The sequence below is a fragment of the Flavobacterium circumlabens genome (assembly GCF_004345565.1).
GTDB lineage: Bacteria > Bacteroidota > Bacteroidia > Flavobacteriales > Flavobacteriaceae > Flavobacterium > Flavobacterium circumlabens.
In genome coordinates this window covers 1-14,005 of record NZ_SLWA01000015.1, presented here as the reverse complement: position 1 = coordinate 14,005, position 14,005 = coordinate 1, and the positions used below count along the sequence as shown (strand labels likewise).

The following is a 14,005-nucleotide window of genomic DNA, read 5'->3' as shown; positions in this document are numbered from 1 at the left end:
TACTAGCTTCTGAAAATTAAATTGTCTTAAACATAACGCCATTAGAAGACAAATGGCGCCAGCAACACCACTGTCTGGATAACTTCGAAAATGCATTTTTATATTTGTCAGAAGATAAATAAACGGATTAAAAAGACCATCTAAAAATGGACTTTCACTGTTTAGAGGGCTGGTGAAGAAAGAAGAATGATTTCCTACTACTGGAATTGCTATTAATTAAGTTTTGATAACCGCGATACAGATTGTCAAAGTTTCTACTCAAATAATTCCCTTTATACCTTCCCTAAAATAGCAGAGTCCTGTAACGGCTACAGGCCACCTTACGTCCTGAAAATAATGGAAAACCATTAAATATTTATGAAAAATTTAGAAGGCCTTTTCCGGTCATTTGAAACGGGAATACGAAGTGCGAAGGCTCTAAAGCCCAATGCATACCTCAGGGGTATCGGATTGGATTATTCTGAACTCAGGATAGGCTTTAACTCCGGGCAGTTCCATCACCGCAAACCGCAAAAGGTAAAAGATGAGTTTGAAAGTCTGGGACTGCTAACCAAAAGTTACGCCCCGGTCAGATGGGAGACCGAAATGATCTCCTATACCGTTTTTGGACGTTACGGGCTTATTTTTCCACTGCTGGACAAAGACAATACGATTGTTAATTTTTTTGCCCTGCGGTTTGACCTTGACTCACCAAAAGAAGAATTCCTGAATGATAAAGGCATTTATCCCGCCTACCCGCATCCGCTGACCAAGCGGCTTTATATCGTCTGGTCTGTTATCGACTGTGCTACCCTGCTTCAAAGCAAGGTACTTGACCAAAGGGAAGCAGTCATATCGCTGCATGACGGGGAACTATTGCCACAGCATCAGGAAGCTATCAAAGCATTACATGAATTAGAAGCAATAATAATGATAAAGCGGTAAGACTATGGAGAAGATCAGATTACAAATGCAGCAGCTAAGACCCGATGTGCCCCTGTCAATTGTGGAATTGCCAGAAGGACACAGTCTAAATGACATGTGGGTCAATTATGGAACGGACGGAATACTGAAACTTTTTAAAAATGTGGAAACTGAAAAACCAGGTGTCGCCTTGCAGGTGCACAATGATTACAAAATCAGTTACAAGGGAATAACCGGAACATTTTATGTCGTAGGCAACCTCCCTATGGATTTAGGAAACCTACGGGTATCGCTTCAAATTGTGGAAACCAGCACACAGAAGAAGCACCGCCTTAAAGTAGACCTGTTTGATTTTGGAAACGTACAGAACCAGTGTACGGAACTTTCCGAGAAACAGGGTTTTGATTATCAGGAATTGGAAACGGATTTGGTACAGCTCACGGATTTATTGGAACAGCATCGCGATTTGCTTTTTGAAGCGGAAATAAACCCCGTTACCGATAAGTATTCCCAAAAGGAACTCACACCGCAGGCACATGAAAAAGCAATTGCTTTTCTCTCCAAACCTAATCTTTTGGAAAATATCAATGCCCTTTTGGAACAGAATGGCATTGTCGGGGAAGAGGAAAACAGGCTGTTGCTTTTTGTACTGGCTTCAAGCTATAAAATGCCATACCTCATGCACGGGCTGGTGCAGGGATCAAGCGGTGAGGGAAAAAGCCACCTGATTAATGGGATTGCCCAGTGCATGCCACAGGAAGATGTAATGAACATGACCCGCATTACCAGCAAGTCGCTGTACCATTACAGGGATAAGGAACTAATCAATAAACTGATCGTGATTCAGGATTTTGACGGTCTCGACGAAGAGGCGCAGTATGCCTTTCGGGAAATGCAGTCTGCCAAATTCTTAACCAGTTCCACCGTAGTCAAGGATATCTTCGGAAACAACAGAGGAAGGATGAAACAAGTACAGGCGCACTTTGCGAGCCTTACCACAACGACCAAAGCTGAGGTATATTATGACAATATGAGCCGTTCGGTGATCTTGGGCGTGGATGAAAGCCAGGCACAGACGATGCGGATTATAGAGATTCAAAATAGGAAAATCGCAGGGAAAAGCAACAGTGAGAATCAGCAGCAGGCAACACAGCTGCTTCGAAATGCCATACGGGTTCTGAAATCCTACGAAGTGGTGAATCCATTTGCTGATAAACTTATGCTTCCCCTTGAAGCCAAGATGCTCAGACGGCTTAACAGCCAGTTCCAGAATTTTGTATCACAGATTGCCATCCTGCACCAGTACCAGCGAAAAACCGATGCACAAGGCAGGCTGATTGCCACCAAAGAGGATGTTCGCTTTGCTGTGGATATATTCTTCAATTCCATCATCATCAAAGTGGATGAACTTGACAAAAGCACAAGGCAATTTTTTGAAAACCTCAAAGGCTATGTAAAAAGTCAAAAAAATGGTTCAACACACCGTTTTACCATCAGGGAGATTCGCCACAAGCTTAATATCAGCAAGACATCGGCATTCCGATACATGCAGTTATTACAGGAACTCGAATACATTCAGGCAATTGAAGGTTCTGTAAACAGGGGTTTTAAATACGTAGTGGGCTATTGGGACAATATGGAAAAACTAAAAGACAGGATAAAGAAAGATATGAACAAGCAACTTGAAACGTTTTAAAAACAAGAAAAATGGAACGCCCCGGAACGCCAGCGGAACACTGGAGCCCCTGCAAATACTGGCAATACGATACTGGCGTTCCGCGTTCCACGGAGTGCGCAAGCGACCGTTTAAAAAAAGAACAATTTAACAGCACAAAAAAAATGAAAAAGACCATACAAACACCGGATTTTCAAAAGCTTGCCAAGAGTTTTGACAGCTTTGTAAAAGTGAGGAATTACAAATCAGGAAAAGGGCGCATGTATCAAAATGCCTTGACGGAATTTTTGGCATGGCTGGAAGAGACAGGAATCACTAAAATTAGGGACGTGAGTTCTAAAGAATCAATAAAGTATTTTGAATATCTCATTGCAAGACCCAAACTGCGTGGCGAAGGAACACTGTCGCAAAAAACCATCAAGTTTCATCTTTTTGTACAGGGGCTCTTCCTTTTGAACCTTATGGAAAACAGGGAAATTGAAAACGGGTATTATATCCCTGCCTATAGCGGGGGTATTCAGAAGCCCCGAAATATCCTGAGCGTTGAAGAGGTAAAAATAGTGTACCAGTACTGCGAGAATGACATGGAAAAGGCTTTACTGTCCGTTGCCTATGGGTGCGGCCTTCGCCGTTCAGAAATAAGCGTACTGAATTTAAGGGACATACAGTTAAACATCGGAATGCTCATTGTCAAAAGCGGAAAAGGAAGCAAAAGACGGGAAGTCCCTATGAGCGATACGGTTGTCAAATACCTGAAAAACTATATACAGAACGAACGCAATTTAAAGCTGGTGGGAAAAAGCCAAATAGAAGAGGCTTTTTTTATCAACAGCAAAGGCAAGCGTGCCAGTGGCGAGAACCTGAATGAGATACTAAAAAAAATGATTGAGCAGACTGGGAAATACGAACTGATTCAAAAGGATATTACCCTGCATTGCCTGCGCCACAGTATTGCACACCATCTGGCTGAGAATAACGCAGGGATTGATTTTATAAGAAATTTTCTAGGGCATTCGGATATCAATACAACTTATATCTATGCCATCAAAAACAAGAAGCGAAAATTGATAACCTTTTAAATAATTGGCTTATGGCAAAACAGACATTAGAGCAGTTCCTGCTCCAAAATTACAGCAGACAGACAGTATCAAGCTATTTGTTTGCCATCAATCACTTTTTAAAATTAAATCCCAAAGCAAAACGATACAAGTACCAGAATGTTGTCAAGTATATGGATGAAATCAGCCTGCAGCAGTCCAACAGTAAGTATCGGGTTGTCATTTTATCAGCAATCAAAAAATATTATGATTATCTGGTTATGAGCGGCTACAGAAACGACCATCCATGCAAACGCTTGAATATTAAGGTAAACAGCAATCAGGCGATACAGGTTCAGGACTTGTTCAGCAGCCAGGAACTACAGCTGCTCATGCAGCGCGAAAACCGCTACAAGCATTTGGACGTCAGAAACAATGTTATATTATCACTCTTGATTTATCAGGGACTTACTAGCGATGAAATCATAAGGCTTACTGTTAAGGATATCGACTTGGAAAATGGGACAGTTTACATCAAGGCTTCCGCAGCCTTAAATAAGCGAACGCTGGAACTGGTATCCAAGCAGATGATCTTATTCTCCAACTATATTAACGAAACTCGAACAGAAATGCTGCGATGCAAGACCGAAAAACTCATTATCACAAAACTTGGCAAGCCTATTACAGTAGATAGCATCCATGCCATGATTGACCCGCTCAGGGCATTGTTTCCTGATCGGAAACTCAATCCGCAATCCATCCGTATGAGCGTGATCTGCAACTGGCTCAATGAAAAAAAGATTCCTTTGGAACAGGCTCAGGAACTCGCAGGGCATAAATGGCCAGGAACAACTGAAAAATACATTAAAGTGAACAGCTCACAGCAGCGGGAAATGATTAACCGGTATTTTCCAAGCATTTGAAGCAATAAAAATAAAGGTTAAAATTATACAATATGTATAATTTTTAAGTATATTTGTGTAATGAATTTTAGTAGCGTACGATGGATGTAAAAATATTAAAGATCGCAGGAAATAATTTAGTAGATGCTAAAATTTCAGATTCAAAAATAATAAAGGCAAACCTTCCGTCAATGACTGATGGATGGAGATTTAATTTTAGAAACCACTCCAAAGGCAATGGCTTTGAAACCTATGTTTTGGTATGCGAAGAAACACCTGATAAAATTGAAGGATGTTTGATTTTCGAAATGAAAAAGAAGGTTGAACCTTATATGGCGTTTGTTGAAGTAGCACCTCATAATAAAGGTAAGAATAAAGAATATGAAAATGTAGCAGGTTGTTTAATTGCATTTGCCTGTAGGTTGAGTTTTAAAAACGGGAAAGGCGATTATCTAGGCTATTTAGCATTTGATGTCATGGAGGAAGATAAAGCAGATGAAATAAAATTAATGGCTTTATATTCAACAAAGTATAATGCTTTTAGGTATGGTGAAACCACTATGATTATACCACCTGAAGGGGGACAAAAGTTAATTGATGAATTTTTAAATTAATGGATATGAAAAATAAAGAAATTCAAGTTGAAGATATTTGGAATGATAAAAAGAAAGGGGATTTAAAAAAAATTATCTCATCTCATGCTGCCAAACAATCCAAAGAACGAGTATTGACTAATCAATTACTTTCTATTCAATATAAATTAGAAGACTATATTCAAAGTGAAAGCGATAGTACGGAAGTTCTAAAAATTCTTGACTTTGTCAAGATGTACCTAAAAGCACTTAATCTGACTAAGAAAGAATTGGCTGACTATTTTGAAATGCGCGATAGCAATCTCCATAAATATCTTTCCGGAGAAAGAAAACTAAATGCAAAATTAGTTCTAAAACTAAGTACATTCTCTCATACAAAGCCGGAACAATGGTATAGAGTTGAAGTTAAGAATGAGCTGATCGAACTCAATAAAGAAAAAGCAAACGTAGAATATTACAAAAAATTCGATTACCGTAATCTGGTAGAAGTATAAAAAGTATTTTTTTGCAAGGTACTGTTTAGACAAAAAAGGTTTGCAATATGCTATAAGATAGCATATAAATAACTAGATAATTGCTGTAAAGCTTAATTTATGGAGAATAACAAATCACATTGGGAAAACGTTTTTGCTAGTAAGGGTCCCCAGGACGTAAGCTGGACACAGAAATATCCAAAAACTGCAATGCAGTACTTAGAAAACCTAAACTTACCTAAAACATCCAATATAATTGATGTTGGAGGTGGCGAGAGTAATTTTGTAGATGTACTTCTTGAAAAAGGATTTCAGAATATTTGGGTATTAGATATTTCAGAATTTGCATTAGAAAAGGCTAAAAAACGTTTAGGTAAAAAAGCTGAATTAGTGCATTGGATTGTATCGGATATTACAGAATTTCAACCTGAAGTAACTTTCGATTTTTGGTATGACAGGGCGGTATTTCATTTCTTGACAGAACAGGAAAGTGTCATGAAATATATAACCATCGTTGGGAATTCCATTAATAAAGAAGGTCATTTCCTTTTAGGGACATTTTCAGAAAACGGACCGACAAAATGTAGCGGTCTTGAAATAAAACAATATTCGGAGAGTTCAATGAAACAAACGTTTGCTAAAAGTTTTAACGCAATAAACTGTTTTACTGAAAATCATACTACACCATTTGATACAATTCAGAATTTTCAATTTTGTGGTTTTGAAAAAATATGATATAAATAATTCTTTCAATGAAAAAAGACTTCCGTAAAGGAAGTTTTTTTTTGGAATAAAGAAGCCTATAATTTTATTAGGAAAATAATTAAAGTACATCTACTTTCGTATTATAGAAAAATGTAGCCGGACGTTCTTTATATGGAGATTTTTTGCAAGGGGCTGTTTTATATAAAAAAGGTTTACAGAACCCTATAAGTATAAGTACAATGGAAAAGAGCTTCAAGACGAGCTGGGGCTTGGGGTTTATGATTATGGAGCGAGAAATTACGACCCTTCTTTGGGTAGATTTATGAATATTGACCCTTTGGCTGAACTTACAAGAAGATACAACCCTTATACATATGCTTTAGATAATCCTGTATATTTTATTGACCCTGATGGAATGGCTCCGAGAGCTGGACAGTCAGGAAACTATTATGATTGGGATGAAAAACAGTATAAAAATAAGGACACTGGAGCCACAGTGACAGCGGATGAAGCTATTGCAAGTCATAGTGGTGAATCCGAGGGCGGTGATCCACCAGCAAAGAAAGGAAGATTAGATGACGTTGTTACTGTTAGGGGAAAAAAATATCATAAAAATACAGGAAATCTTTTTGCCAAAATTGGAAATGCAATCAATGGAGCATTAGGTGGTGATTCTAATTATTTCGTTGAACACAAGCCTTACGATCCAGTTGAAGAAGAAATGTTAAATGAAACAATTAATCAAGGTGTCGGTTTTGTAGCTGGTGGGTACGCGATGAAAGGTATAGGAAGGGTTGGAGGAGCACTTCTTACTAGAATGGGAACCAGAGTAGGAATGACAACTGTTGGACGTTGGATGTCATTAGCAGAATATGAAACTATGCAAGCAACGGGTGCAATGGTTGAAGGCGCAGGTGGTCAAACATTTGTCTCTACAGGCGGACCAACTGCTTTTACAGCAGCTGCAAAAGGCTCTGTCTATGTAGAATTTCAAGTAGCTACTAATAATTTATTACAGGGTGGCGTTCAAGGTTGGTTTAAAACGCTTGGTCCAAATGCAGGAAGGGCAATGCAATCACAACTTGCTAAACAAGGAGGACAAGTGATGCCTACTATTCAAAAACTTACACCTATATTACAAGTAAAATAAATAAGATGAAAGAAGCAAAAGATTTATTGTGGTTTAAAATGGATATTGAAGCCGTCTTAAAAGATTATGAAGTTAAGCATCGTTTTTATGATGATGGAGATTTTGGAAGCCTTACCCAAATTGAATTTAACTCCAAAGAAAAAGGAGGAAATGTAGATTTTTGGGGATTGGGATGGCTAGGAGTTTTTCTTTGGGACTATCAAAAAGAAGAAGAAATAATGAATATATTATTGGAGCCAAATAAAGTAGAGGAACAAAAAAAACTACTTATAGAATTAAAATCGTTTTTATAAAAAATAAATCCCCCGAAAATTCGGGGGATTTATTTTTTTAATATGTTGTTGTAAATTGTATAATTTTCATCGTCATAGCAAACAAAAATAATTTCCTTAATGATGTTTAAATTATCTTCGAAAGAATTTACAGTATTTATCGCAATTATGGCAGCTTCTTTTTTAGGAAATTTATAAATACCTGTACTAATATTTGGAAAGGCGATTGTTTCAATATTATTCTGGATAGCTAAATTTAAGGAATTAGTGTAAGCTGAAGTCAAAAGTTCTGTTTCATTTTTAGTACCATTGCTCCAAACTGGGCCAACAGCATGAATTACAAACTTAGCAGGCAAGTTTCCTCCCGTTGTAATAACAGCCTCACCAATTTTACATTTACCTTGTTTATTTCTTATTTTTTGGCAATCTTCAAGTATATCTTTTCCACCTGCTCTATGTATTGCTCCATCCACACCACTCCCTCCAAGTAAAGAAGTATTGGCAGCATTTACTATAGCATCAGCTTCAACTTTAGTGATGTCCCCTTTAATTACTGTAAGAATAATATCCATAATTTACTTTAAAAAATGATTATCTATTTTTATAATTTTTTAATCCTGACCTAAATTTGCATAAAACCATTGAATCTAAAAATATAAAAATTCAAGATTACTACAAACTCAAAATGTTGATAAAAATGAGTAAATTGGATTTAAAATCTTCCATTTATAAGCATTTCGGTGTTATAGCTTTTATGATTATGCTATTGTACTGCGTTTCCAAAATTTATGACACATCCCGTAAGTGATTTACTAAGGTAGTTTAAACTTAAATTTTGAAGATTATCTTTTTCTCTTTTTTTCGAGGGTAAGCTCAATAGATTAAGTAATTCTGTGATGAAATCTTTTTCATTGAGAATCTCTCCGTACATGTGTGTTGAATATCTTCTTTTGAAATAATGGGCTAGTTTCCATATTTCTTCATTGCTAAGATTTTTAATGTTTTTGTAAAATTGCTTAACATTAAATTTTTGAAAAAAAGACATGTACCTTATTTCCTCGTTAGTATCGCTTGTTTTTGTTATAAATAAATTAAAATCTTCAAAAAACAACACTTCTAGTTCTCGAAATTTGGTTTTCTTATTATTGTCATTTATATAATTATTCGTTTTCAAAACGTAATTAATGATCTCCTTAATTTCGTCTTTATACTCAGTACTTTCATCAATGGAAAGATGAAAGTCTAAGTTGGGGGTGAAAATGTAATGTTTCAATCCTTTATCTATTCCTTTCTTAATTCGATTTGTTAATTTTAAAAGATCAAAATGTAGGCGATTATTAAATCTCGATGCATAATGAAATACTGTTGAGTAATCTTTTAGTTGATACTTTCCTTGATCAGCATGTTTTAGCATTTCAAACGTTAAGTTTCTATATTCCTTATTAGATAAGTTTAAACAACCCATGTATCCTAAATCTTGTAAAACTCGTTCGTATTCGGCAACAACACCATTTTCTACAACAAAATATTTTTGCAATTCTGATTTCAATTCTAATTGATCGAACGCTTTTTTTCCTGTTATATAGTCCGTGATAGAACCGAAATAACAATATTTAATATTATGAAAGTATTTTTTATCAAAAATTTCCATGTAAGTTTTGTCCTTCGTTTCAACTTCTGAGGTATTGGAATGATTACTTAATAAATTTTCTAGTGAAACAATTGAAATACCTGTTCTTAAGTTCTGTAAGTCTTCAATATTAGTGCTGTTTAAATGTCCTAATTTATATTCCATAGTAATAGCAAGAGTAAAATCTAATACGGCTTGCTGTTTCTTATCTTTAAGAACACTAAAGTCTGAGTCAAAATCAAATAGAATCTCTAGAGGTTTGAATATAACTTTGAAATGTTCTAGAAAAAAAACAAGATTTCGAAAGTTATTATTGTTAGCTTGTAAAACTTTAATAATTTTTTCGTCATTACTATTCAGAAAACGGAAATAAACACTTTCAGTTGTTTCGTACTTTTCTTTAATTATTTGCCTAAAAACTTCAGGTGTAGGAGGTGTATAATGTACTGTAACACCTATAACTTTTTCCTTTAATTTTGAAGAATATTTTTCATCATTAAGAAGTTCTTCTTCATTAGCAATTATTATAATTTTTGCCCCTTGATTTTCGACTAAGGAATTTATAAAACCTAAGACTTCCTGAATATCTAGATTCGGGCTTTTTCGATCAATATCATCAAAACAAATAACTAATTCGTCAAATTTTATCCAATCAATTGCCTCTGTTTTTAAATCGTCTTGGTAATCAGAAAGATTAACGTCAACAGTACCAAGGCTTTTAATTTTAATAAAACCTTTTATAAGGGCTTTGACAACTCCAACTCCTAATTTTACTTTTTTATCTTTCAAAAGCGGATATAGTTCGGCTAATATTGCTGTTTGTATTTCCTCAAGACTACTGTATCCAAATAAAGAAATATGAATTGGGTCATATACTTTTCCTTCTTTTTTGGGCAGTTGTAAATTAGAAATCATTGGGACTAATTCATTTTTGTAAAAATGGGTTTTTCCTGTTCCATATTTTCCAGAAATTATCATTGCATAATTGCTTTCAATTTTCAGATATTGCTCCACAATTTTTACTTGCTCTTCATTCATACTTAGCTATATTTTTTATTGTATTTTCTATTTTTAAGTGCTCTTCTAAATAGTGATTTTTTGACCTTGTCTAATTTGTAATGTAAGGTTTTTATCTGCGTATTCCAATACAATTACTATTGTTTCTTGTGTAATCCAGCTTGCACCATAAAAATAATCACCTATTTGGTTTGTTTCAAGTTCTGGTGTTCCAAAAAGATTTGATAGCTGGTCACGAACTGAAGTAACTTCATCTATAAAAGTTGCTATTCTATTTATTGAACCGTATTTATGCAGGATAAAATGTTCTAGGTCATTTGTTGGTATTGCAACTAAATTAAAATATTCCAAAATATAAGTATAAGTATAATGGAAAAGAATTGCAAGACGAACTGGGGCTTAACATGTATGACTATGGGGCACATAATTATGACCCTGCACTTGGGCGTTGGATGAACATAGATCCTTTAGCTGCAAAGTATACTAGTTGGAGTGGATATAATTATGCATTGAATAATCCAGTTCTTTTTGTAGATCCAGATGGAAAAGAGATCAAATTAGGTGATTTATTGAAAGATAAAGAGCATGCTAATGCTTTTATACTCTTTGCAAAAACTAAGGAAGGCAAAGCATTTCTTGATCTTTTTGCTTCTAAGGGACAAAAATTAACATATGGAGGAAAAGTTTTTTATGAAGCTGGAAAAGGAGGGAAATTTGATGAGAAAGGTGTAAACTTAAATTATTCAATATCTAAAGATGAAGACAAAGGACAAAGCCAAACAACTTATAATTATTCACTTAAAGCTGACCATGAGTTTGATATTAACGTGGAAGTTGCAAAAGATGGTTTTGGTAGTACAAATAAAACTTTAAATCTGGTTAAAGCTATTTCGCACGAATCATTTTTACATGCAGACAGTTATGCGAATGACTATGATGATGATGGTGATATGAATGCATCTAATTTGCCTTCAAGTTATAGAAAATATGGCGATGATGCAGATCACTATTACACTAGTATGCAGAATTTGGAAAATCCTAATAGTGGTGCAGCTAAATCTTTTGCTGAAAGAACTTTAAGTGTACTTAAACAAGCTTCATCAAGTTTGAATTTAAATAAGTCAAACACACAGCTAAAAACAATGATGTGGAATTTTGGTGGATCACTAATACAAGTAAATCCAAAAACAGGTAATTTAAATTATAAGAAATAAATTATGAGAAAAGTTGTAGTTTTATTAATAGCCATGATAATATTGGGTTGTAGTAAAAATAATGATGAAAAGATTGTACTTACTTGCGGGTTAGGTATGAATCCTGATGCACTGAGATATGGGATTGAAGTTAATCATGATAAAGTTTTTTATTGTGAAGAAATTCCAAAGAAAAAAGGAAAATACAATTACTACCAAGCAAATTTTGATTCGAAAGAATTTTTAAAATTTAAAAAAGATTTTGAAATTTTATTTAAACAGAAAATAGTTTTACGAGATATTGTTGATGGAAAGCCCTATCGTTTAGATATTAGTTTTAATGAAGAAGATAAACGAACAATAAAATTTTATTATTCGTTTTTAAATGATCAAGAAATAGCGCTTGTTAACTCAATTATAAAGTTGAAAAAATTAGAATTTAAACAAATAAAATTCCATGCATTTCCGATGGCATTACTAAATGAAAAATTACCACCCCCACCATTGCCAAGTGGTGGTAATAAATAAATTTTGGAAATTTGGATGTGCTAACAAAAAACAGATGCAAAAGCAAAGGGTGTAAAAAATACACCCTTTACTTTTTAAATACCTCTGTGAATTCTTCTTTTCTTCTTTTTTTTAAGCTGTTTTGGTATATAATCTGAAGAATATTCAGACCGCATAATCACATCCAATGCTTTTACTAAATCAGGAATAGTAATTGTGTCTTTTTGATATTGAAGATCATCGATTAATAATTCTGTAGATGGGATTTTTTGATAAATCAGATTATTTCTTTCTTCAATAGCAACCTTTAATCCGCATCGCTCTTCAATAGCTTTTGCACTGTATTCTTTTCCCAAGCTACTGCCATTAAAAACATTTTTGGTGATAAGGTCAATATAAGTAATACCATAAAGTAAGCCTTCACTACTTCTTCTAAAAACGGTTTGAATGCCTTCTCTTTCCAATAGTTTTGCAAGATGACTTATAGGCATTGCTCGCTCATTAAAGAGTGCCATATTAATAATGTTTTTTATCCGTAATTTGTCAGACATATTTCTTGCTTCATTTTCCTTAAATTTTTCTCCCAAGAATTTCAACGTTGGTTTAAAATAAAAATCACTTGCTTTTATTGGAACACCAATTGGGTTTCCTTTGTCATCCAGTATTCGGTACACCAATCCATTTGCTAAAAAGATTTTTGAATTCTCACTGCCACGATCAGCCAAAACATTATATTGTTTTAGCACTGCATTAAGTTCGGGAAGGCTGGAATATTTATACTCATTAATTATCTTATTTAAAACATTGGTTAGGGCTTTTTTAGATTCAATTTTTCCGTAGCTAACCTTGCCCATCGAAATGGGTTGTAAATTAAACTGCTCTTTTATTTTTCGTCCTTCCGCTTTTACCAGTCCAAAAATCTCTTCTATTTCCTTTCTCGCTGGTTCTGATTTTCGTATGCCTAGATGGTGCATGTCAATCCGCTTGCCGTATCTTTCAATGTTTACAGAAACTACATGCACGTGCGGGTGTCCCGCATCTTGATGCTGGTAAACCAAATAAGGCTGTTTTGCAAAACCGATTTTGTCCATGTAGGTATTTACAATAGCCATCAATTTTTCTTTTGAATGATTTTCTGACGGATCAAAATTGAGCGAAATATGTACGCTGTTCCGTTTGGTATTTTCGTTTAATTCAAGGCGTTTTGTAAAGCGGTTGATCTTTGCAAAATCATTTAATTTATCTACATCAGCGGGATAATTCCCTGCACCAATACATTCTGCCACGCCCTCTTTAACTTTGTTCTCATTATAAGCAAAAATACTGCGGATGGAATGGCTTGTTTTTATGATTGTAACCATTTATTCGAGATTTTATAAATATGATTTTGAATGTCATTTATTTTATTGGAAAGGATTATTCTTTCCACTTCGTAACGTGTAATCCATTCTCTGAATTCCGGAGATTGTTTTAAGGTATGCATCTTTTTTACAACCTGATTTACATTGTTTCCCACAGCACTCAGCTCGTTACGGAGTAGTACGATTTCTTCGATAGAATCGTCTATTGACTGATTTCTGTAATGTGTTGTAATGGGCTTGTTAAATAAATGCTTGCGAATATAATCGCTCAGTTTACGGCACGTACTGTTTTTGTATCGTTGCTCAATTTTCGAATACTCTTCTGGTGTCACGCGCACTGTAATTCTGCGTGATCTGTTTGAATTTTCTCTTTCCATCATCTTTCATTTTCATTATTATCAAACTCTTTTTTCCTTTCAGTGTCACTGATCCCGAGTTCCGAGGATAGATCAGCCAGATAGGCGGTTGTCCGACAACCGTTCATCTGGCCGGCTGCAGGAACGTGGCAGTCTTTGAGATTTTTTTTAAAGCAGGTTTCTAATTTAAATAAAATATTTAAAAGTTTGATAGTCATAATTTACTCATGA

General features: G+C 34.9%; 16 protein-coding genes and 1 pseudogene. 12 read left to right on the top strand and 5 right to left on the bottom strand.

The window, feature by feature from the left end:
- The first annotated feature begins 357 nt into the window (after positions 1-357).
- From EV142_RS23295 to EV142_RS23255, 10 genes and pseudogenes are all read left to right on the top strand, one after another.
- Complete coding sequence (locus tag EV142_RS23295; RefSeq protein WP_127340946.1) at positions 358-924, top strand: hypothetical protein; 567 nt, start codon at positions 358-360, stop codon at positions 922-924.
- Between the two features lie 4 nt (positions 925-928).
- Complete coding sequence (locus EV142_RS23290; protein ID WP_127340947.1) at positions 929-2,599, top strand: hypothetical protein; 1,671 nt, start codon at positions 929-931, stop codon at positions 2,597-2,599.
- Between the two features lie 11 nt (positions 2,600-2,610).
- Entirely contained in the window at positions 2,611-3,657 is a 1,047-nt protein-coding gene (locus EV142_RS23285) for a tyrosine-type recombinase/integrase (protein ID WP_238160949.1), read from the top strand.
- 11 nt (positions 3,658-3,668) lie between these two features.
- Positions 3,669-4,538, top strand: coding sequence for a tyrosine-type recombinase/integrase (locus tag EV142_RS23280; protein ID WP_127340948.1), 870 nt, complete (start codon positions 3,669-3,671; stop codon positions 4,536-4,538).
- An 80-nt stretch (positions 4,539-4,618) separates the two neighbouring features.
- Complete coding sequence (locus EV142_RS23275; protein ID WP_127340949.1) at positions 4,619-5,131, top strand: hypothetical protein; 513 nt, start codon at positions 4,619-4,621, stop codon at positions 5,129-5,131.
- 5 nt (positions 5,132-5,136) lie between these two features.
- Complete coding sequence (locus EV142_RS23270; protein ID WP_238160950.1) at positions 5,137-5,604, top strand: helix-turn-helix transcriptional regulator; 468 nt, start codon at positions 5,137-5,139, stop codon at positions 5,602-5,604.
- Positions 5,605-5,703: 99 nt separating this feature from the next.
- Positions 5,704-6,318: a class I SAM-dependent methyltransferase gene (locus EV142_RS23265; RefSeq protein ID WP_127340951.1), complete on the top strand. Its 615-nt coding sequence runs from the start codon at positions 5,704-5,706 to the stop codon at positions 6,316-6,318.
- Positions 6,319-6,523: 205 nt separating this feature from the next.
- Positions 6,524-6,694, top strand: a pseudogene (locus EV142_RS24770) (RHS repeat-associated core domain-containing protein); the annotation flags it as partial.
- Between the two features lie 9 nt (positions 6,695-6,703).
- Positions 6,704-7,438, top strand: coding sequence for a TreTu family toxin (locus tag EV142_RS24630; RefSeq protein ID WP_442562011.1), 735 nt, complete (start codon positions 6,704-6,706; stop codon positions 7,436-7,438).
- A 5-nt stretch (positions 7,439-7,443) separates the two neighbouring features.
- Positions 7,444-7,731, top strand: a complete 288-nt coding sequence (locus EV142_RS23255; protein WP_132038280.1) for a hypothetical protein — start codon at positions 7,444-7,446, stop codon at positions 7,729-7,731.
- Positions 7,732-7,760: 29 nt separating this feature from the next.
- Here EV142_RS23255 and EV142_RS23250 read toward each other — a convergent pair whose 3' ends face one another.
- The 3 genes from EV142_RS23250 to EV142_RS23240 all read right to left on the bottom strand — a co-directional run bounded on the left by EV142_RS23250 (position 7,761) and on the right by EV142_RS23240 (position 10,708).
- A complete protein-coding gene (locus tag EV142_RS23250; protein WP_132038279.1) occupies positions 7,761-8,282 on the bottom strand; it encodes an O-acetyl-ADP-ribose deacetylase in 522 nt (173 codons plus the stop codon).
- 191 nt (positions 8,283-8,473) lie between these two features.
- The gene (locus EV142_RS23245; protein WP_132038278.1) at positions 8,474-10,378 is read right to left on the bottom strand and encodes a P-loop NTPase family protein; all 1,905 of its coding nucleotides are present in this window, start codon (positions 10,376-10,378) and stop codon (positions 8,474-8,476) included.
- Between the two features lie 45 nt (positions 10,379-10,423).
- Positions 10,424-10,708 carry a hypothetical protein gene (locus tag EV142_RS23240; protein ID WP_132038277.1) on the bottom strand — a complete coding sequence of 95 codons (285 nt, stop codon included), beginning with the start codon at positions 10,706-10,708 and terminating at the stop codon, positions 10,424-10,426.
- Here EV142_RS23240 and EV142_RS23235 point away from each other — a divergent pair.
- Both EV142_RS23235 and EV142_RS23230 read left to right on the top strand, forming a co-directional pair.
- Positions 10,702-11,571, top strand: coding sequence for an RHS repeat domain-containing protein (locus tag EV142_RS23235; protein ID WP_132038276.1), 870 nt, complete (start codon positions 10,702-10,704; stop codon positions 11,569-11,571). The two genes, EV142_RS23240 and EV142_RS23235, sit on opposite strands and share 7 nt — an antisense overlap.
- Positions 11,572-11,574: 3 nt before the next feature.
- Entirely contained in the window at positions 11,575-12,078 is a 504-nt protein-coding gene (locus EV142_RS23230) for a hypothetical protein (protein ID WP_132038275.1), read from the top strand.
- Between the two features lie 74 nt (positions 12,079-12,152).
- Here EV142_RS23230 and EV142_RS23225 read toward each other — a convergent pair whose 3' ends face one another.
- Entirely contained in the window at positions 12,153-13,418 is a 1,266-nt protein-coding gene (locus tag EV142_RS23225; protein WP_132038274.1) for a relaxase/mobilization nuclease domain-containing protein, read from the bottom strand.
- Entirely contained in the window at positions 13,403-13,798 is a 396-nt protein-coding gene (locus tag EV142_RS23220; protein WP_306462587.1) for a plasmid mobilization protein, read from the bottom strand. The genes EV142_RS23225 and EV142_RS23220 overlap by 16 nt, the downstream gene beginning before the upstream one ends.
- Between the last annotated feature and the right edge of the window lie 207 nt (positions 13,799-14,005).